Annotated in this window: 14 protein-coding genes; 13 read left to right on the forward strand and 1 reads right to left on the reverse strand. The window is 45.9% G+C overall.

Annotated features, from left to right (window positions below; translation table 11 throughout):
* The first annotated feature begins 63 nt into the window (after positions 1–63).
* The 4 genes from BLQ13_RS03225 (at position 64) to BLQ13_RS03240 (ending at position 6,853) form a co-directional block, all read left to right on the forward strand.
* Complete coding sequence (locus BLQ13_RS03225; protein WP_090916492.1) at positions 64–1,599, forward strand: glycoside hydrolase family 43 protein; 1,536 nt, start codon at positions 64–66, stop codon at positions 1,597–1,599.
* 144 nt (positions 1,600–1,743) lie between these two features.
* The gene (locus BLQ13_RS03230) at positions 1,744–3,435 is read left to right on the forward strand and encodes an extracellular solute-binding protein (protein WP_090915939.1); all 1,692 of its coding nucleotides are present in this window, start codon (positions 1,744–1,746) and stop codon (positions 3,433–3,435) included.
* A 38-nt stretch (positions 3,436–3,473) separates the two neighbouring features.
* Entirely contained in the window at positions 3,474–5,231 is a 1,758-nt protein-coding gene (locus BLQ13_RS03235; protein ID WP_208606743.1) for a sensor histidine kinase, read from the forward strand.
* A complete protein-coding gene (locus BLQ13_RS03240) occupies positions 5,216–6,853 on the forward strand; it encodes a response regulator (RefSeq protein ID WP_090915941.1) in 1,638 nt (545 codons plus the stop codon). Before BLQ13_RS03235 ends, BLQ13_RS03240 begins: the two co-directional genes overlap by 16 nt.
* Before the next feature lie 128 nt (positions 6,854–6,981).
* On the opposite strand, the gene BLQ13_RS03245 is transcribed toward BLQ13_RS03240, so the two are convergent.
* The gene (locus BLQ13_RS03245; protein ID WP_090915943.1) at positions 6,982–7,746 is read right to left on the reverse strand and encodes a helix-turn-helix transcriptional regulator; all 765 of its coding nucleotides are present in this window, start codon (positions 7,744–7,746) and stop codon (positions 6,982–6,984) included.
* Between the two features lie 274 nt (positions 7,747–8,020).
* On the opposite strand from BLQ13_RS03245, the gene BLQ13_RS03250 reads away from it, so the two are divergent.
* The 9 genes from BLQ13_RS03250 to BLQ13_RS03290 all read left to right on the forward strand — a co-directional run bounded on the left by BLQ13_RS03250 (position 8,021) and on the right by BLQ13_RS03290 (position 20,795).
* Positions 8,021–9,376, forward strand: a complete 1,356-nt coding sequence (locus BLQ13_RS03250; protein WP_090915946.1) for an extracellular solute-binding protein — start codon at positions 8,021–8,023, stop codon at positions 9,374–9,376.
* Positions 9,377–9,482: 106 nt separating this feature from the next.
* On the forward strand, positions 9,483–12,380 hold the full coding sequence (locus tag BLQ13_RS03255; RefSeq protein WP_090915948.1) for an extracellular solute-binding protein: 2,898 nt from the start codon (positions 9,483–9,485) through the stop codon (positions 12,378–12,380).
* Positions 12,381–12,438: 58 nt separating this feature from the next.
* Positions 12,439–13,356 (forward strand): carbohydrate ABC transporter permease, encoded by a 918-nt coding sequence (locus BLQ13_RS03260; protein ID WP_373323182.1) that lies wholly within the window; start codon positions 12,439–12,441, stop codon positions 13,354–13,356.
* Positions 13,357–13,358: 2 nt separating this feature from the next.
* Positions 13,359–14,234 carry a carbohydrate ABC transporter permease gene (locus tag BLQ13_RS03265; RefSeq protein WP_090915952.1) on the forward strand — a complete coding sequence of 292 codons (876 nt, stop codon included), beginning with the start codon at positions 13,359–13,361 and terminating at the stop codon, positions 14,232–14,234.
* 66 nt (positions 14,235–14,300) lie between these two features.
* The gene (locus BLQ13_RS03270; RefSeq protein ID WP_090916496.1) at positions 14,301–15,725 is read left to right on the forward strand and encodes an NHL repeat-containing protein; all 1,425 of its coding nucleotides are present in this window, start codon (positions 14,301–14,303) and stop codon (positions 15,723–15,725) included.
* Positions 15,709–16,344: a YIP1 family protein gene (locus BLQ13_RS03275; protein ID WP_090915954.1), complete on the forward strand. Its 636-nt coding sequence runs from the start codon at positions 15,709–15,711 to the stop codon at positions 16,342–16,344. The genes BLQ13_RS03270 and BLQ13_RS03275 overlap by 17 nt, the downstream gene beginning before the upstream one ends.
* A gap of 16 nt (positions 16,345–16,360) precedes the next feature.
* Positions 16,361–18,931, forward strand: coding sequence for a DUF5696 domain-containing protein (locus BLQ13_RS03280; RefSeq protein ID WP_090915956.1), 2,571 nt, complete (start codon positions 16,361–16,363; stop codon positions 18,929–18,931).
* Positions 18,932–18,984: 53 nt separating this feature from the next.
* A complete protein-coding gene (locus BLQ13_RS03285) occupies positions 18,985–19,830 on the forward strand; it encodes a carbohydrate ABC transporter permease (RefSeq protein WP_090915959.1) in 846 nt (281 codons plus the stop codon).
* A gap of 17 nt (positions 19,831–19,847) precedes the next feature.
* The gene (locus BLQ13_RS03290) at positions 19,848–20,795 is read left to right on the forward strand and encodes a carbohydrate ABC transporter permease (RefSeq protein WP_090915961.1); all 948 of its coding nucleotides are present in this window, start codon (positions 19,848–19,850) and stop codon (positions 20,793–20,795) included.
* Positions 20,796–20,844 lie beyond the last annotated feature (49 nt).

Here is a 20,844-nt window from a genome sequence, read left to right on the forward strand (position 1 = left end):
TGGAGAGCTGGAGCCAGAGTGAACAGCTATGATGCTGAACTCCGAAAAGAGGTGTTTTACACGATGTATTCAAATCCGATTATATGGGCCGATTATCCGGATGTGGACGTCATTCGGGTAGAAGATACGTATTATATGGTAAGTACGACCATGCATATGATGCCTGGATGTGTTATTCTCCGTTCATATGACCTGATTCAATGGGAAACCGCTTCGTATGTATATGACAGACTGGATAATACACCAGCCCAGCGGCTGGAGAACGGGCAGCAGATCTACGGAAAAGGCATGTGGGCGGCTTCACTCCGTTATCATCAAGGCAAGTTCTACGTCATTTTTGTAGCCAATGATACTCGTAAAACGTATCTGTATACTTCTGAAACGATAACCGGACCTTGGAATAAACAGATTGTAGAAGGATTCTACCATGACTGCTCGTTATTTTTTGATGATGACGAACGGGTGTATCTGGTACATGGTAATCGGGAGATTCACTTAACCGAATTAAAAACCGATCTCTCCGGCCCCAAGCCGGAAGGGAGGCATCGCATCCTAGTGAAAGACCTTCAGCCGCACTACTTGGGGTATGAAGGTGCACATTTTTACAAAATTGAAGGTATCTATTATGTCTTCCTGATTCATATGACGAAGGAAGCAGGGCGACGAACGCAAGCTTGTTACAGGGCGGATACGCTGGATGGTACATTTGTTGGCGGAGAAGTGTTCAATGATGATATGGGATACTTTAATTCAGGGGTTGCTCAAGGCGGAATCGTGGATACACCGGATGGTGACTGGTACGCTGTGCTTTTTCAAGACCATGGGGCCGTAGGGCGAATTCCGGTTCTGGTCCCGATGCGTTTCGAGGAAGGCGTACCTGTATTTGCAAAAGAGGCTCCGAAACAAATCGATCTGGCCAGCACAAGGCCGGGCTACCGTTACCAACCGCTGGTTGCAAGCGATCGTTTCGAATATACGCTGGATGGTCAGGGTAATGTGCGACTTCGGGATGTTTGGCAGTGGAATCATACACCGCATGATGATTTGTGGTCTGTTACGGAAGTACCGGGAGTGTACCGAATTCGAACGGGTCAACTTAGCCCTAACCTGACGTTTGCAGTGAATACACTCACTCAGCGGGCCATGGGGCCGGCTTGTGTAGCGTCAGTAACATTGGATGGCAGTGGCCTGAACGATGGTGATTATGCAGGTTTATGTTTTCTGATTGGCACGTATGGTTTGATTGCAATGACAAAAAATGAAGGCAAGTACTATCTCGTTATGCAGGCCAGAGTAAGTCAGGATAACAGCATATTTGGCAGTATGATTGACCAGGAGCCTGCCACGGAGTACGCCCGCATACCTGTAACAGGACCTGTAGTGAAGCTGCAAGCCTCAGCTAATTTTGTAGATAATCAAGATGAATGCCGCTTTGCCTATCTGGATGGGGCAGATTGGAAGAGCCTCGGGATTCCGCACAAAATGGTCTACAAGCTGGATCACTTCATGGGCTGTAGAATTGGATTGTTTCTGTTCTCCACACATGAAATAGGGGGCATGGCCGACTTTTCGAATTTTGAATATCATATCTCTCCGTAAATCAATCCTTGCTCAGAGTTATAAATAAAAGTCGCCAATCGGCGGCTTTTTCGTACTCATGACAGATCAAATGTTGTACAATGATAACAATTATGGGAAAAAGAAATAGATACGTTCATTCAATCAAAATGGGGGCATGTCACCATGCATAAGCGATGGATGTACAAAACAAGATGGACGATTATTATCTTTCTAACCGTATGTATACCTACTGGACATACGCAGGGAGACTCCGGTCATATCAACAACTTATCTAAAGATCAGCAGACCTCATCTTTGGCGGCCTATTCCCCGCCCATTCAAGTTTCTTTTGTCAGAGAAACGGGAGAAGACTTACAGCGCATGATTGAGCAACTGCCCGGTGAGACACTGGTCGATAACCGCTGGACTCGTTTGTACGAACAGGAGCTTGGTATTCAGATTCGGTATGACTGGATTGCAACGGGCGATGTGTATAATCAAAAGTTAGGGGTTTCCCTTGCTGCCGGCCGTTTCCCGGATGTCGTCAGAGTTAACCCATATCAGCTAAGGCAGCTGAGCAATGCCAATCTAATTGAAGATTTGACGGAAGTATATCGTGATTTCGCCACGCCACTAACCAAAAATATTTTGGAGGCCGAAGGGAAAGGGGCGTTTGATGCAGCTACGATTAACGGCAAGCTAATGGCTATTCCCGAATCATCTTCTTCCATTGAAACGGCACAGTATTTGTGGATCAGAACAGATTGGCTGGATAAATTGGGGCTGCAGGCACCTGAAACGATAGAAGACGTGTTGAAAGTTTCGGAAGCGTTTACATCATGTGATCCGGATGGTAATGGAGAACAGGACACCTACGGACTTGCGCTAACGAGTTATCTATGGGACCCGGTTATGGGCGTTTCTGGATTTATGGCGGGGTATGGTGCGTTTCCGAATATCTGGATTAAAGATCCTGAGGGCGATCTGACCTATGGAGGCATACAGCCTGAGGTACGTAAGGCGTTGGAAGTATTACAGACCATGTACCTTGAGGGACAGCTTGATCCGGACTTTGCTTACAAAAATGGAAGCAAGGCATACCGTCTCATTGATCAGGGGAAAATTGGCATGCTCTATGGTGAGCAGTGGACTCCTTTTGTTGTCCAGTCTACCCGTGATGAAGATCCGGAAGCAGAATGGCAGGCATATCCGATCGTAGCCGAGACAGGTCGAAACAGGGTTGTACCGCTTCGTTCCAATACAGGAAACTACTTTGCTGTGAGAAAAGGTTTTGCCCATCCTGAAGTCGTCGTTAAACTGATGAATTTGCATCTGGACAAAAACTGGGGACAGAATGCGGAATATGAAACGTACTATAATGACGACTCACGTGCGGTGTGGATGCTGTCTCCGGTCACTCCTTTTCCGGGAACCAAAAATTTAGATGCATATCGAGATATTCGGGATGCACGTACAACAGGTGACTTTTCTGTGCTGGAGAACGAAGCGCTGGCGATTCACAAGCGAATAGCTGCTTATGAATCAGAAGGTTTGAAGAGCGGGTGGGGATGGAAGCAGACTTACGGGCCAACAGGTGCGTTTAGCATCGCGGATGATTACGATCTGAATGGACAGCTTCTGTATGATCAATTCACAGGCGGAATTACGGAAACGATGGTAGATCGGCAGATTATCCTTCGGGATCTGCAGCTTGAAGTATTTATGAATATTATTTATGGATCACCTATCGAAGAATTCGATCAATTTGTAGTAGATTGGCTTGAACTGGGCGGAAAAGAGATTACATCGGAGGTGAACGCATGGTATAGAACGCAAGCCGCCAGGGATCACCAGGCGTTCGCTTTATCCTATTAAGGCAGGTGTCTTTGATCTGAAATCAGGAGGGGAGTTCGTTGTTCAAGATACCGGCACAGTCGTGGTTTAACAGTATATTTGCGCGGCTGATTATGACCTACCTGGTTTTTGTCATACCTTTGATTCTTCTGGGCGTGTATCTGTACCACTGGAGCTATGATACGGCAAGTCAGGAAATTTCTTTATCGACAGAGAGGCGGTTAAGTCAATACGCGACAGAACTTAACCGGGAGATCGAGTGGATGGAGTTGCAGCAGTTTGACATTGCAGAGGACCGCAAGCTGAATCGGCTGGCGATCCTCTGGAACAATATGGACCAGATTGAAAAACGGGAAATACTAAACTATTTGTCCGAACGGCTGGCCTCTTTCAAAAACAGCAGCGTTTATATCAAGAACGTTTATGTACATATTCCTACAGTCAACAAGAGTATCTCCGCAGTGCAGGGAATTGATGAATTTAATAGTACCTCATACGATTATTTCAGTTCATTCACGCACGAAGAAAGCAATCGATTCACAGTTAAAGACGATACCCTGAATCTGAGTGCTGTCCGTTTAACAGGCAAAATGGGAGACGCACCGCTATTTGTTGTTCAGGTGGAACTGGATAATGTTGCTTTTCAGAATGAATTATCTCAACTTAATCTATACCCTGAAAGTGCTTCCCTCCTTATTGAAGACAAAACAGGTTTTGCTATTTTAGACCGGGAAGAGCGCGAGATCATTCTTGCCAACTACCGTGAATATAGTCAAAAGAACTCCCTTGAGAGCTTTCGCGTAAATGTTGAGGATACAGCGTACCATGTGAACCAACATCATATGGAACCTCTTGGTTTATCCATTGCTACATATTTGCCTGAGAAAATGGTCACCAAACCCTTGAGCAAGTTTTATAAATGGGCATGGATATTTGCCATCACATCGTTTATTGCGATTTCAGCATATCTCTATTCAACGTACAAACTGATTCACATTCCTTTATTATTGCTGGTGAAAAGGTTCAAAAAGATGGAGGGCGGGGTGCTGGATATCCCGATTGTACATCATCGCAAAGACGAGTTTGGATTCTTGTATGGCCGCTTTAATCATATGATTGAAAATCTGCAATTGCTGATTGACCGTGATTTCAAAAAAACGATGATGATGCAGCGAGCTGAATTAAAGCAGCTTCAATCACAGATTAACCCACACTTTTTGTACAACAGTTTCTTCATTCTGAGCTCGCTTGCACGAACAGGAGAAACGGATCGTATTGAACAATTTACGAATATGCTCGGTGAATATTTTCGATTCATTACACGCAATGGGACAGATCATGTGCCACTGAAGGAAGAAGTACATCATTCCCGAATCTATACGGATATCCAGCAACTGCGATTCTCCAGACGAATTAAGGTTGAATTTGGTGAGGTTCCGCTGGAAATGCAACAGATTCAGGTTCCCAGACTTGTAATCCAGCCGATTATTGAAAATGCCTATGAGCATAGCCTTGAAAAAAATACGTCCGAAGGTCTGTTACGTATCCAATTCCATATGGAGTCATCATGGGCGGAAATTACGGTGGAAGATAACGGGCATGATCTCCAGACAGAAGATATAGAGAAGTTGCAACATAACATGCATCGTGAGGCAACGACAGATGACATAACGGGATTAATGAACATTCATAGGCGATTGCTTCTGACCTTTGGCGAAGGAAGCGGGTTGTTTTTGTCACGAAGTGAGCTACAAGGTTTAAAGGTTGTCATCCGAATCCAGTGGAACGAGGGGGAGAACGAATGTATCGACTTCTGATTGTAGATGACGAGGAGATTATTACGGATAGTTTGTATGAAACATTTGCGAGACATATGCCGGATCGGCTGGATGTATGCAAAGCATACTCTGCTACAGAAGCACTCTCCTGGATGCGGCGCTCCAGAATTGATATTGTGTTGACGGACATTCGTATGCCGGGCATGAGCGGACTGGAGCTGACGGAAGAGATTCAAAGCCGCTGGCCGCAGTGCCGTGTTATTTTTCTGACGGGTCACAGTGATTTTGAATATGCATACAAAGCCTTTCAGATGAACAATGTACGGTACCTGCTTAAGACAGAAGGGTACGATAAAGTGATGCACATGGTGGAGCAGGTTATGGAAGAGATCAGGCAAAGTCATGATATGCATAATCTTCTGGAACAACAAAGCGAGATTACATCCCGGCTAACCGCATTTAGGCAGGATGAATACATCCGAAAGCTTCTTCAGGAAGGTTCAACTGCTGCTTCATTAATTGAACTTCAGGCTGAACTACTAGAGAGGCAGATTCATCTAAAAGCTGATTCTCCGGTGTTTTTGGTGCTTGCAAGATTGAATAAGCTACATGAACCGGCAGAAGTTGAACAAGGGTGTACTGAATCATCTATTCGGATCATTGGAACATCATTGATGAGTGAGTATACGGAATGTGTCAGTGCTACGGATCACTATGGTGATACGGTGTGGCTACTTCAGCCTAAAGATGGCCAGCGAGATGTAGACCAGCATTTTGCGAGATACATGGAAGGTACCTTAGAGCTTGTCCAGGAGTCGTGTCTTGCTTCACTGGGCGTGTCGATTGCATGCACACTTAGTGGACGGGGGTGTGAGTGGTTCCAACTCCCGCAGCAATACGAGCGTCTGCGCTTGTTACAGTGGATGAAAGTCGGGGATGGCATGTCGATGGTTCTGACAGACAATTACAAGGAGCCTCAAGCGGGTACGCCGAAGGAATCACCGCGGATATCAAGCCGGGTAGAAGCAATGAATGGTTTTCTGGAGACAGGACGCTTTCAATCCTTCTATGATATCTTCGAAGAGCTTGTGGGAGAGCTCCTTCAACAGGATATGACGATGGAGCGAGCCATGGAGACATACTATCATCTGGCATTGACCTTTTACGCAGCATTTAATCGCTGGGGACTGAAGCAGAAAACTCCGGATCAGCGAAGTTTTCTGCATTTGGACCATTTTCCAAGCATGAAAGATGCCGTTCAATATCTCTATCTGGCAGCCGATGAACTGGTCAACTTCAAACGATCAAACGAAGAGGAACGTGCGAATATAGTCGTACAGAGTTTATGTAATTATATCAAGAGTAATCTGGAAAAAGATCTTACGTTAGTACGACTGGCAGAACTGCATCACTTTAATCCTTCGTATCTATCTAGATTTTTCAAACAGGAGATGGGCATTAATCTATCCGAATTTATTGATGATAGCCGAATTCGCAAGGCCAAGGAGTTGCTCATGAACCATGAGCTAATGGTGCGGGAAGTGGCCCTTCAGGTCGGTTATGAATCTGCTCATTCGTTTACGAGGCTGTTTAAAAAACAGACGGGCATGACTCCTCAGGAGTATCGAGAATCCTTACTGATTCGCTCGGTGGATCGGTAAGTGATAAGAACGTAATAAAGCACGCAGGAGTAGCATCTCCTGCGTGCTTTTTATTAGATAGATTTTCAATATATATGTAGCCTGGGATACGCTCCGAATACAAACGGCTCCGTATATTACTTAATTAATTAAGCGGTGTGAGCCTTTTGTCTGCGATAGGCATTGGGACTTGACCCAGCGTAAGCTTTGAATTTTTTATAAAACCAATCGATATCCCGATATCCGACCTCCAGAGCAATTTCGTAAATCCGCAGGTCGGTGGACAGGAGAAGTTGTTTGGCTTTTTTCATTCGCTCCTTCAACATGTAGTCATTAAAGGAAACGTTCTCTTGCATTTTAAACTTCTGACCAAGATAGGCACAATTGAAATGCAACATGTCAGCGATCTTTTTCAACGTAATTTCTTCATTCAGATGATCTCTTACATAAGCTTTCACGATCCGAATCACATGATTGGAATCCATCGCTTTGCCATTGAGCTGAATCGTAGGCTTGACGGCAGGGCTTTTTTTCACAGGAACAGGCCCAAGTTTGTTCAGAAGTTCATATAAACTGTGTACAAGCGCGGAAGCGCTAAAAGGTGAGGGTAAATAATCATTCACCTGATAAGTTAATGCTTTGCGGACTAGTCTGAATTGATCCCTTCCACCAAGCAGGAGAATAGGGATATCGTTTGTTTTTCGAATGTGGTGACACAACCATAATCCTGCTGTATCATACTGCTCTGTATGCACGACGACAACACTGAAATCCCGATCGGATAGTGCTGCAAGAGCAGCGTTTGAAGAGGAAACCGAATCTGTAATTGTAAATGGGAATTTGTGGTCTTCCAGAAGCTGTTCAAGCTCTTTAGACAAGCGGCGGCTATAATCAACAAGTAAAACACTGTACATGAAGCATGACCTCACCTTCTCCTGATATTCCGATCCACTGTTTAACTGAAATAAGGCTTAGTTTCATTATGGGAAGAAAAGAAAGCGCATACAATGTGCATTATTTTGCAGATAGTGCATTTCTTTACCAATTGCAGGTGAAATACCCTAAATCACTCCTCAAATGAACCTGATCTATAATCTGACCGGGTAAATACCTGTATTTAAGCGGGTTGTTTGCGCTTACATTTGGACGATACACTTTGGTAGCACACGACAATCAGGGGGGAAGACAATGAAGAAAAACGAGTTTATGCTACTGAGTCTTTTGTTTGCGGTCATGTTGATGATCAACGCTTGTAGTTCTGCACCTGCTGCTGAGCCGGCACCCGAAAAACCGGCACCACAAGAGGAGCAAGCACCAGCCGAAACTGAGCCGAAAAATGAAAATTCTACACCTGAGATGGATTTTGACATGGGTGGTAGAACGATTAAGGTTGTGGCGTGGTGGGATATGCAAATTACAGATAACAATCCAGACAATATCAAACGACTCGAGAATCTCGAAGCTTTGAAGAAAAAACATAATTTCAATATCGAATATGTATCCATCGATTTTGGTGAGTATCAAGAGAAAGTTGTAGCCTCCTTGATGGCAGGCGAGCCGCTCGGAGACTTTGTTAGACTCGGTAAAAACTACGCTATTCCGGCACTGACCAAACAGGATCTGTTGTGGCCGGTAGATGATTATATCAAGAACGATCAGGTATTCAATCAAAAAACAACCAAGGAATATATGCAATACGAAGGGAAAGGTTACGGATTTACGGAAGATAAGTCTTCCTTCATCAACGGTATTTTCTACAATCGTACTCTGATGCAAGAGCTTGGCCTGAAGCCACTGCAGGAATATGTTGATGCGGACGAATGGAATTGGGATAACTTCCTGGCTGTAGCCAAACAAGCCAACAAAGACCGGAATAATGACGGCAAGCTGGATACGTGGGGCCTCGCTCAAACGGGTTTGCTTGAACCAATCCTGTATTCCAACGAAGCTTCACTAACCAAAGAGGATAAACAGAACCTCGAAGATCCAAAAACAAAAGAAGCACTCAATTTCTTGAACAAATTGGCTACAGAGAAAGTGGGCAGACCAACAGAAGGCGGCGACTGGACTGAACCAGCTACCTTCTTCCGTCAAGGAAATACACTGATGTACTCTGGCGCGATGTACGAGATTGAAGGCATTAAAACAGACATGCCGGATTATGATATTGGCTTCCTGCCTTATCCTAAAGGCCCAAGCGCTTCGGCCTACCATTCTGGTGAATCACGTTATCAAGCGATCACGATCCCTAAAGCGGTAGAAAATCCAGAGCAACTGATGTACATCTGGGAAAAAATCAATGAGATTGATTCCATCTATGACTATCCGGAACAATCCACGCTCGAAAGACATCTGACTGATGAAGCAGATATTAACAACGCCAGAGAAGTGGCAGCTGGGATGCTTGTTCTGGACCACAACACGTTCCCCTCCCTTCCTTATTGGGATTTTGATGGAGAACTGAAAGAAGGCGTATCCGTATCTACGTTGATCGAGAAATACAAGGCTCCTTTCCAAGCCGCTATTGATGAGGTATACAAATAAGCACTGCTAAATACGGGCAGAACGCGCGAGTACCAAGTGCGGTCTGCCCGGGTTAGTCAATCATTCTTTTGCTGATACGCTTACAGGAAAGGGGATACATGCAAACATGCGGTCACGTAAGAAAAAGGTACTGATTCTGGCACTTGTTCTGGCTTTGGTGTTCTCGATCATCGTGATCTATCCATCCAAGAATCAGAGCCCCGGGACAGTGCATGCACTTGAGGATTTTGAAGCTGTAGCGGGCACCAGGGATTCACGAAGTTATGAACATTATCAGGAAACGTATGCGAGCACTGCCAAACCGGACACTACCGTAAGGATTCAAGGTGAAGCTTACACGGAGGCGGATAACGAAGAGTTCGAGGTGGTGCAAGGATATGAAGGGCTGGATGGCAGTGCAGTCATTACACCCGAATCCGGAACCATTCGCTGGGATGTTCCCGTTCAAGTGAGTGGTTTATATCAGGTTCGCATTCACTATTATCCTGTTGAAGGCAAAAGTTCCGGAATCGAGCGCAAGCTGGAGTTAAACGGGGAAGTTCCTTTCCGGGAAGCGGATGTACTTCTGTTCGACAGGGTATGGGGCAATCGCGAAGATCACGTCCGTCAGGATGATCGAGGCAACGATCTCAGACCAAGGCAGGTGGAGAAGCCGGAATGGCAACTCGCTTCGTTTCGAGATAGTGCCGGATATTTTGAGGAACCGTTTCAGTTTTATTTTGAAAAAGGCAACCAGCAATTATCTTTGACTTCTCTCAGAGAGAGTATGGCGATTGATTACATCGAACTGTATCAGGAGGAGGCCGTTCCTACGTATGCCGAAATCCAGAAGACGTATGATTCGTTAGGTCTAAAGCCAGCTAGCCCCATCATGCTGAAAGTGCAAGGCGAAGAAGCGATCACCAAATCTTCACCTACACTTGCGCCCATCTCGGATCGATCCAGTCCATCACTTGAACCCTACGACGTATCCAAAATTCGGATCAATGCCATCGGAGGCCTGAACTGGAAACTTCCGGGGGAATGGGTTGAATGGGAGATTGATGTGCCTGAAGATGGACTGTACCAGATTGCGTTAAAAGTAAAACAGGATCAGCTTCGGGGTATCTATGCCACACGCAGTCTTACCATTAACGGCAAAGTTCCGTTTGAAGAGGTGAAACGAATTCGCTTCAACTATAGTCCGTCCTGGCAGACACAAGTGCTTGGAAACAGTGAAGAAGAACCCTATCAGTTCCATCTGGAGAAGGGGAAACACCGCTTACGGATGACAGTCACACTTGGCGATATTGCCCCGTTACTTCGAACGGTGGAATCAAGCGTACTTGAACTGAATGAAATGTACCGCAAAATTCTAATGATTACCTCCAACAAACCTGATCCACTTCGGGATTATCAGTTGGAGAAGCGTATTCCAGAGATGATAGAGGTTTTTGAAAAACAAGCTGTGGTACTCACATCTGTCGCGGAGTATCTCGAAAAAGCAACCGGAGAACAGAGTGACAAAGTAGCCATTCTGAATGCCATGGTTGTACAGCTCAAGGATATGGCGGCAAGGCCGGAAACCGTTCCGAAACGATTGGATACATTCAAAATTAATGTCGGTGGCCTGGGCACATGGATTCTGACTGTACGTGAGCAACCGATTACGATGGATTACCTGGTTGTAGCTCCTTCAGGACAAGAAGTGCCAAAGGCTGAAGCGTCTGCGTTCCAACAGGTGAAGCATGAACTGGGTGCTTATGTCGCTTCCTACACGGAAGACTATGACAGTATCGGTAACGTGGAGAAAAAGAAGGACTCAATCACCGTATGGATCACCACCGGACGGGATCAGGCTCAAGTGCTTAAGGGCATGATTGACGATACGTTTACACCGGATACCGATGTGTCTGTGCAGCTGAGACTTGTGCCACCAAATATTTTGTTGCCCGCAACGCTGGCCGGAGAAGGTCCCGATGTGGCGATGCAAATGGGTGAAGATATTCCTGTGAACTATGCGATGAGAAATGCCGCAGCAGATCTGAGCAAGTTTCCGGATTTCAAAGAGGTGGCTAGCAGATTCCGGGCAAGTGGAATAACACCTTATGAGTATGACGGTGGAGTGTACGCACTACCGGAGCAGCAACATTTCCCAATGCTATTTTACCGCAAGGATATATTGAATGAATTAGGTTTGGAGCCACCAAAAACTTGGCAGGACGTGTATAATGCGATCGCTGTATTGCAGAAACACAATATGGAGTTCTATCTGCCGATTGAAGATACGCTGAACAATGCCAACATGGTTCCTAACGCCACATTTGCAATGCTTTTATATCAGAATGATGGAAAGTTCTACAACGAAGATGGGAAAAAGAGTGCGCTTGATTCAGAAATTTCGATGGAAGCTTTCAAACGCTGGACGCAATTTTATACGAATTACAAGTTCCCGTTGAAAGCCGATTTTCCAAACCGTTTCCGTACAGGAGAAATGCCGATCGGCATAGCTGACTACACGACCTATAACATGTTGACGGTTTTAGCACCGGAAATCCGCAATCTGTGGGACTTCACGATTGTGCCTGGCACACAGCTTCCGGATGGTTCTATACGGCATGAGGTAGCTAGCGCGAGCAGTGCAGTCATGATGCTCGAAAATGCCAATAACAAAGAAGCGGCATGGAAATTCATGAAATGGTGGACGGATGAGTCAACCCAGATCGAGTACGGACGAGAAATGGAAGGTCTGATGGGCGCGGCTGCCCGTTATCCTACAGCGAACATTGAAGCTTTAGAACAATTACCTTGGCCAGTGAAGGATTACCAGAACCTGGAGAAGCAGTGGGAGTGGGTGCAAGGTATCCCGCAGATGCCAGGGGGTTATTTTACAGGTCGACATTTGGATAATGCTTTCCGAAAAGTCGTTAACGCGAATGAAAATCCACGTGAGGCTTTATCAGACTATGTACTGTATATTGACGATGAGATTGAACTGAAACGCAAGGAATTTAATCTGAAATAAAGGAAAGGGAGGGTAACGGTTGCAAGCTAAAACATCCAAGACAGCCGCCGCTCCTGTTATGCATACACGCCAGGTCGGCTGGTGGTCCTTATTGAAAAGGAATCTGTATCTCAGCAGGCATTATTACGTCTTAATGGCACCATTTATGCTGATCTTTTTCATGTTTACAGTCATCCCGGTCGGCATATCGCTCGGTCTCAGCTTTTTTCACTTTAATATGCTGGAGTTGCCACGTTTTGTCGGTTGGCAAAACTATTCCCGGTTGTTTCTGAACGACGACGTATTCCTAATTGCACTCAAAAACACGTTGCTGTTTGCAGTGATCACGGGTCCAGTCAGTTATATTGCCTGTTTTTTATTTGCTTGGATTATCAATGAGCTGTCTCCTAAAGTCAGAGCAGTTATGACATTGGTTTTCTATGCGCCGTCAATCTCAGGTAATGTATTTTTCATCTGGCTGATCATTTTCTCTGGTGACAGCTACGGATATATGAACGGTTTCCTCATGCGCCTTGGCGTGATTCTGGAGCCGATTCAGTGGCTTTCTAACGAGAAGTATGTACTGGGCATCGTTATTTTGGTGCAGCTCTGGCTTAGTCTCGGAACCAGCTTTTTGGCTTTTATTGCCGGTTTGCAGACGATTGACCGCTCGCTGGTGGAAGCCGGAACGGTGGACGGTATCAAAAACCGCTGGCAGGAGCTTTGGTATATTACGCTGCCATCCATGAGACCTCAGTTGATGTTTGGTGCAGTCATGCAGATTACAGCATCGTTCGCAGTAGCCGAAATTTCGATTGCCTTGGCTGGATTCCCAAGTGTTAACTATGCAGCGCATACGGTAGTCACGCATTTGATGGACTTTGGTACGATTCGCTTTGAGATGGGATATGCTTCAGCGATCGCAACCGTGCTGTTTGCATTGATGCTTGGAACGAACATTTTCACGCAAAAAATGCTGAGAAAGATAGGTGAATGACGATGACCAGCAAAGTACGTGCAGTCTTCGGCATGCCGAAGAGACTTAACCGGTCATTTACCGTCAGTTTCATGTTGTTTGCGCTACTGGCTGTGTTCGGATCATTTATGGTGCTTCCGTTGATTTATGCGGTCAACAATGCCTTTAAGCCGCTGGATGAGCTGTTTATCTTCCCGCCGCGCTTCTGGGTGAACAATCCGACGACAGAAAATTTCGCAGATTTGATTAATCTGATGGGCAATTCCTGGGTCCCCTTGTCTCGATATATTGCCAATACACTACTCATTACACTAGTGGGCACAGCTGGGCACATCTTGCTTGCTTCAGCAGCAGCTTACCCCTTGGCGAAATATCGTTTTCCGGGGTCGAAAATATTATTTACCATTGTTATTCTGTCATTGATGTTCTCGCCGCACGTTACGGCAATTCCGAACTACATGGTGATGTCCTGGCTTGGTTGGATCAACACACACGCTTCCATCATTGTTCCTTCGCTGGCGTTCTCACTAGGACTATTTCTAATGAAACAGTTCATGGAACAGATTCCTGATGCGTTGCTGGAAGCAGCGAAAATTGATGGCGCGAATGAATATCGGATTTTTTGGAGCATTGTGATGCCTAATGTGAAGCCAGCATGGCTCACACTTATGATTTTGCAATTCCCTGCCCTATGGGGAACAGACGGCGGTAGCTTTATTTACAGTGAAAATCTCAAAACGTTGCATTATGCACTCAGTCAGATCGTGCAAGGCGGGATTGCCAGAGCAGGGGTTGGTGCTGCCGTAGCGCTACTGCTCATGATTGTACCGATCACGCTGTTTGTTATCTCTCAGAGCAGTGTGATGCAGACGATGGCTACTTCAGGCATGAAAGAATAGAAAGGAGGCAGCAAAGTGCAGCATAGCACGCGAAAAAGCACATGGAAAGAACGTAAATGGGTCATCATGGGCATGGTCTGCCTCCTGCTGTTCAGTTCAGCAGCACTGCCTGCAAGCGCAGACGGTGATCCAGATGCCTATCACTATTCCTATTACGGAGATACCGTTCCAGCTCCGGCTGCTTATGAAGCCACAACGATTATTACAGGCAAGAAGCTAAATATAACGCCTTTCAAGGAACCGAGTGATATGCATGTTACCGCAGATGAGCGTGTCTATGTGCTTGACTCGGGTAATGGACGAATTGTCGAGATGGATCGCAACTTCAAGCTAGTACGGACAATTGAGTCGTTCCAAAATGACGGCAAAACAGATCAATTTAAAAACCCGCAAGGATTGTTTGTAACGGAAAAAGGGGATTTACTGGTGGCTGATTCGGATAATCAGCGGGTTGTGCACTTGGATAACAAGGGAAAGCTCGTGAAAATTGTAGCTGAACCGAAGTCGGACTTGTTAAACGAGGACTTTCAATTCAAACCTATGCGGATTGTGATGGATCAGGGTGAGCGAATTTACGTAATGGCCGCAGGTGTATTTGACGGCTTCATGGAATTCAGCGCCGATGGCGAGTTCTCCTCCTTCATTGGTGCGAACCGGGTTCAGGTTGATCCTGTCGAATATCTCTGGAAACGATTTGCTACTCGGGAGCAGAGAAGTCAGATGGTCATGTTTACCCCGACCGAGTTCACCAATCTGGATATGGACAAAGAAGGATTTATCTACGCCACCAGCGGTGATCGCGGCAAAGATCCCATTAAGAAATTGAACGCCCAAGGAACAGACATTTTGCGGAGAGAAGGATATTCAGCACCTCAAGGTGATCTAAGGTATACCACGGAAGCTGGACCATCACGTCTGATTGATGTCGATGTAGGGGACAGCGATATGTACTCTGTACTCGATTCAAACAGGGGCCGCATCTTTACCTATAATGGCGACGGTTATCTGCTCCATATTTTTGGCGGCATCGGGAACCGGATGGGTATGTTTAATACACCTGTCGCGCTGGAGCGAGCGGGAGACCGGATGCTTGTTCTGGACAAAGCGCTTGGCGAAATTACCGTATTCCAGACGACAGAATATGGACGCACATTACATGATGCCGTGCGCAGTTATTACAATGGCGAAGAAGATCAGTCTTCGGAACTGTTTGCGAAGGCAGCCGAGATGAATGCCAATCTGGAATATGCCTATGCAGGTATTGGTAAAGCGTTGCTTCGCCAGAAAGAATATGCCGAGTCGGCGCAATACTTCAAGCAAAGCATGGAGCGTCAAGGGTACTCCAAAGCTTTTCTTCTCTATCGGAAGGAACTGATGCGTGAACACTTTTCATGGGTGATGTCCGGTATATTCCTGGCTGTAGCTGCGTTCGTCACTATCGCCATCGTTCGCAGGCAGAAAAGGAGGACAACGAATGCAGGCATCAAGTAAACAATTGTACCAGTATCCGCTGCATCTTATTTTTCATCCCTTTGACGGGTATTGGGAATTGAAATATGAGCGGAATCAAAAAACGACACTGGTGATCTCTTTAATGATTATGGTGTTGCTCGTCTTCACTAAAATTTTGCAAGCCCAGTACAGTGGCTTTCTGATTAACTTTAACAATCCAAAGTACCTGAACAGCTTGCTTGAGATGGTGTACGTTGTCATTCCCGTGTTGTTCTGGTGTGTGGCCAACTGGTCTCTAACCACATTGATGGATGGCGAGGGCAAGTTCTCTGAAATTTTCATGTCAACGTGTTTTGCCCTGGTTCCGATGTTTCTGGTGCATTTCCCGTGGATCTGGCTGAGTCTCGCTATTTCTGCGCAGGAAACGGCATTTTATTACTTCTCTAATGCGATTGCGGTTTGCTGGACCGTGTACCTGTTATTTGTAGGCAACATGACTGTGCATCAGTACACACCAGCCAAAACGATTCTAACGATGCTGCTCACGCTTGTAGCTATGGCATTTATGGCTTTCTTATGCTTGTTGTTCTTTAGCCTTGTGCAGCAGATTGTCTCTTTTGTCTACACGATCTATCAGGAATTAGTGCTTCGGGGCTAGGAAGGAGGAAATCAGAATGAAATATGCCGCAGCCAAAAAAATAACCGGAATACTGCTGGTGAGTAGCTTGCTTCTAAGCGGTTGTCAGTTCTCGCCATCTACGGCGGCTCGCGAGACGGCAGCAGATGTTAGTCAAGTGGAGACTCCTTCCCTGCCTCCCGGAGAAAAACTGAAATCTGCTTTTAGTGATACACGCATTCCCGGCATGATCGGCATCGCCCGAAACAACGCTTTGCAGTTGTTGATCAACGAGGAGACTGCTGAAATTGCCGTTATCCATAGTAAAAGCGGACAAATCTGGCGCAGTAACCCGGAAGAACGCGAGAAGGATGGCATTGCAGCCGGAATTAACAAGGACCTTCTGTCCTCCCAATCCAGACTGAGCTTTTTCAACAGTTCAGGCCAGAGCAGTATGGTGAATTCGTTCACGGACAGTGTTCGGCATAAACAAGTGAGTTACGAAACATTACCGAACGGGGTACGCGTTCACTATCAATTTGGCAACACGGAGCGATCTATTGAAGATCTGCCAGTGAAGATCAGCAAAGAGCGTTTCGAACAATATGTGCTGGCTAAGCTCGATAAATCCGGCGAACGGGCCTTGAAAGTCGGATATGCAGAAGATAAAGATGAAGGCGTATACAATCGGATTGACAAAGCTATGCAAGGTCTGCAACTTACCCGTGCACTGAAAGCTTTCGAAGACGCCGGATACACAGAAGAAGATCTTGTCAAAGATCACACCGAACATGGCATTGAGCAGGAACGAAGCGGGCCACGTCTATTCATGCTCACGATGGAATATGAACTGGACGGAGAGCAGCTTAAAGTGCGAGTGCCAGCTTCAGGTATCCATTTTCCAGAAGAGTATCCCATCAACACTCTGTCTGTGCTGGAGTACTTCGGAGCTGGAGGCTCCAAAGAAGAAGGATCGATTCTCGTACCAGATGGTTCGGGAGCGCTCATCCACTTCAACAATGGTAAGTTACAGTACCCATCCTACCAGCAGGATATTTACGGTCCAGACTTAACGATGAAGCTGCGTGAAGCCAGTTCCAGTGAAAGCAAAGCAAGATTGCCTGTCTTTGGCGTGATTCGTCCGGAAGGTGCTTTCCTGGGCATTATCGAAGAAGGGGATGCGGTGGCTGTAGTGAATGCAGATATAAGTGGGAAGCTGAACAGCTACAATAACGTATATCCCAGTTTTTATGTCGTGAACAAAAGTGATATTACACTTCAGTCCAGTGACATGGTTCGCACATTACCGAAGTTCCAGAATAAACCGACGTCGTCTGATTTTGTGGTTCGTTACGCTTTTGTAGGCGAGGAGCAGGCTTCGTATTCTGGTCTGGCCTCACTGTACCGGGAGTACCTGGTGCAAACCGGGGGACTTCCTGAAATGAAATCGTCTGAGGAGCAGTCTGCGATCCCGTTTTATCTCAAGCTTTTCGGAGGCATGACAACAAGACAGCATATGCTCGGCATACCTTATAATTCCACGGAGGCTCTGACGACGTTTGATGAGGGAAAAGAGATTCTTTCGAAGCTGATGGAAAAAAATGTGTCGAACATTCAAGTGCGTTATGCCGGATGGTTCAATGGCGGACTGCACCACAGATTGCCGGATTCCATTAAGGTGGACGGAGTAATTGGCGGAAAAAAAGGAATGAAAGATTTCAGCGCTTTTACGAGTGAAGAGGGAATCGGATTTTATCCGGATGTAGCTGTACTTAACGTGCAATCGAAAAAAGGATTCAGTCCATCGAATGAGGCTTCCCGGTCTTTAACACAGGAACCAGCGGTCCTCTATCCAATGGATCTGGCTTTGGAGCGACGGACGAAGGATGTATCGGCTTCCTATGTCCTCTCACCGAATGAGATTGACGATGTGACAACAGATATGCTGAAGGACATGGAACCACTCCAGGCGGGAGGCATCTCTCTGAAAGATATGGCAGAACAGTTAAACAGCGATATGAATCCGAAGAAATTGCTTGATCGTACGCAAGCACTGGATACGGTTCGAAAATCTTTGGATCAAATTAAACAACAAGCAGGCTCCATTGTGGCTGAAGGCGGTAACGCTTACGCGCTTCCTTACATTACAGGCCTTACGGATGCTCCGATGAGCAGTAGTCGGTTCAAACTGGAGGATGAAGAAGTTCCGTTTTTTCAGCTGGTCGTTCACGGCCGTATTCCTTATACCGGTTCTCCGTATAATCTGTCCACGTATACCGATGCAAGACAGTATGTGCTGAAGCTGATTGAATATGGAGCGAGCCCTTATTTTGCTTGGTTTAATGCCCCGGGCCATGTGGTGAAAGAAACGGATTACAACCATCTCTATGCCGCGAATTACGAGCAATGGATGGATATGGCAGCTGAGATTTATACCGAAGTTAGCCAAGTAAACAAGTCGTTCACCGGGCGTCCAATGATTACTCATGAATCTTTGAGTGAAGGTGTATTTCGAACAACCTATGAAGGCGGAGGATATGTAATTGTCAATTACAATGACTCTTCTGTTGAAGTAGAGAATCATACCGTTGAAGCCCTAAGTTATGTGACTGGTGGTGAGCAGCTCTGAAGACACTCCTGAAATCGAAATGGGGAAGTCGTACGTATGCTCAGCAAAAAGCAATGTGGGGTGTCATCTACGTACTTCCGTGGCTGATCGGATTTGTATTGTTTTTCTTCGTTCCGCTACTGGCGTCTCTGCGATACAGCATGAGCACCATTCAAGCCAACGCAGAAGGAATTGCGATTCAATTTACGGGGTTCGCCAATTATATTCAGGCACTTACCGTAAATACAAGCTTTAACCGGGCACTGATTGAGTCCATTACAGATGTACTTGTGAATGTACCGCTTATTGTCATTTTCAGTTTGTTTCTTGCAGTCATTCTGAATCAGAAATTCAGAGGCCGAGCTGTGGCAAGATCGATCTTTTTCTTGCCTGTTATTCTGGCATCCGGCGTCATTATGTCGCTCGAAAGCACAAGTTTGATTGAAGCTGTGAACCAGAACGGCACAGGCGGAAGTGCTTTTGGCACATTGGAACTGGAAGGTCTGATGCTTAATGCAGGTGTAAGCGAATGGATTGTTACGTATTTAAGTGGTGCAGTTGATCGAATCTACCAGATTGTCAGTCAATCGGGTGTACAAATTTTGATCTTCCTGGCCGGTATTCAAACGATATCCCCGCAGCTCTATGAAGCGTCCAAGATGGAAGGGGCGACTGGATACGAGGCATTCTGGAAAATCACGTTTCCGATGGTCAGCCCGCTTATTTTTGTGAACGCGATCTATACGATTATTGACTCCTTTGCGAATAATGCGATGACCAAATTGATTCGGGACACGGGATTTGTGAAATTTGACTTTGGTCTTAGCTCCGCGATGGCATGGGTGTATTTCGTAGCCATTGCCATTATTCTAGTGATCGTATCGATTATTTTCTCAAAACGAGTCTTCTATCAAGATTAGAAAGGAGGGCATTCCGCGTGACGACATCACGATTATTATCGCTTGAGCAATGGAAGAGTTGGCTGTGGTCTATCATCCGATTTGTTCTGATCACCGGACTTTCCTTTGTTATTTTATTTCCGATATTCCAAAAAATATCCACATCGATCAAGGCCAAAGGCGATCTCTATTCGGCAGTAGTTGTATGGATTCCGCAGAACTTCTCGATCGACAATTTTAAGCAGGCCATTCGTGTCATGGATTACTGGGTAACGCTGTTTAATACGTTTGCGTTGTCCGCCACAACAACACTGTTGACTACAGCCTCATGTGCGCTTGCAGGTTATGGATTCGCCAGACTGAAGTTCAAAGGAAGCAACTGGTTGTTTGCAGGGGTCATACTGACGATTCTGGTGCCGCCAACAACCATTCTCATTCCGGTGTATCTGAACCTGAAAAGCTTTGATTTGATGGGGCTGATGACGCTGTTTTCCGGGAAGCCGGTGAACTTGCTCAATACGTACTGGCCGTTTATTCTGACAGCTGTTACCGCAAATTCACTAAAGGCAGGTTTGTATATCTTCATATTCCGCCAATTTTTCAGAGGCATCCCGAAAGAAGTAGAGGAGGCTGCATATGTTGACGGCGCAGGCATCAGTCGCACATTCACTCGCATCATGTTGCCGAATGCCATTCCATCCATGGTCACCGTCATGCTGTTTTCCTTCGTATGGCAATGGAACGACAGCTTCTACACAACAACGTATCTGACTTCAAGTAAAGTCATGTCAACACAGCTATCGTCATTGCCGTACAATCTCGCTCAACAGGTGACAGACGGTGCAGCCTCTCAGGCCGATCCGTTCTATCTGAGCATGATTCAGGATACAGGTATTCTGCTTGCGATCCTGCCGTTAATTATCATTTATTTGTTTGTACAACGATATTTCGTGGAAAGTGTGGAGCGTACAGGTATCGTAGGATAGCCGTTTAGAGCGAAGAAGTGTACAGCTATTAGATGTTCAAACATTCCTA

This window comes from Paenibacillus polysaccharolyticus (assembly GCF_900102085.1).
In the GTDB taxonomy this organism is placed as follows: Bacteria; Bacillota; Bacilli; order Paenibacillales; family Paenibacillaceae; genus Paenibacillus; species Paenibacillus polysaccharolyticus.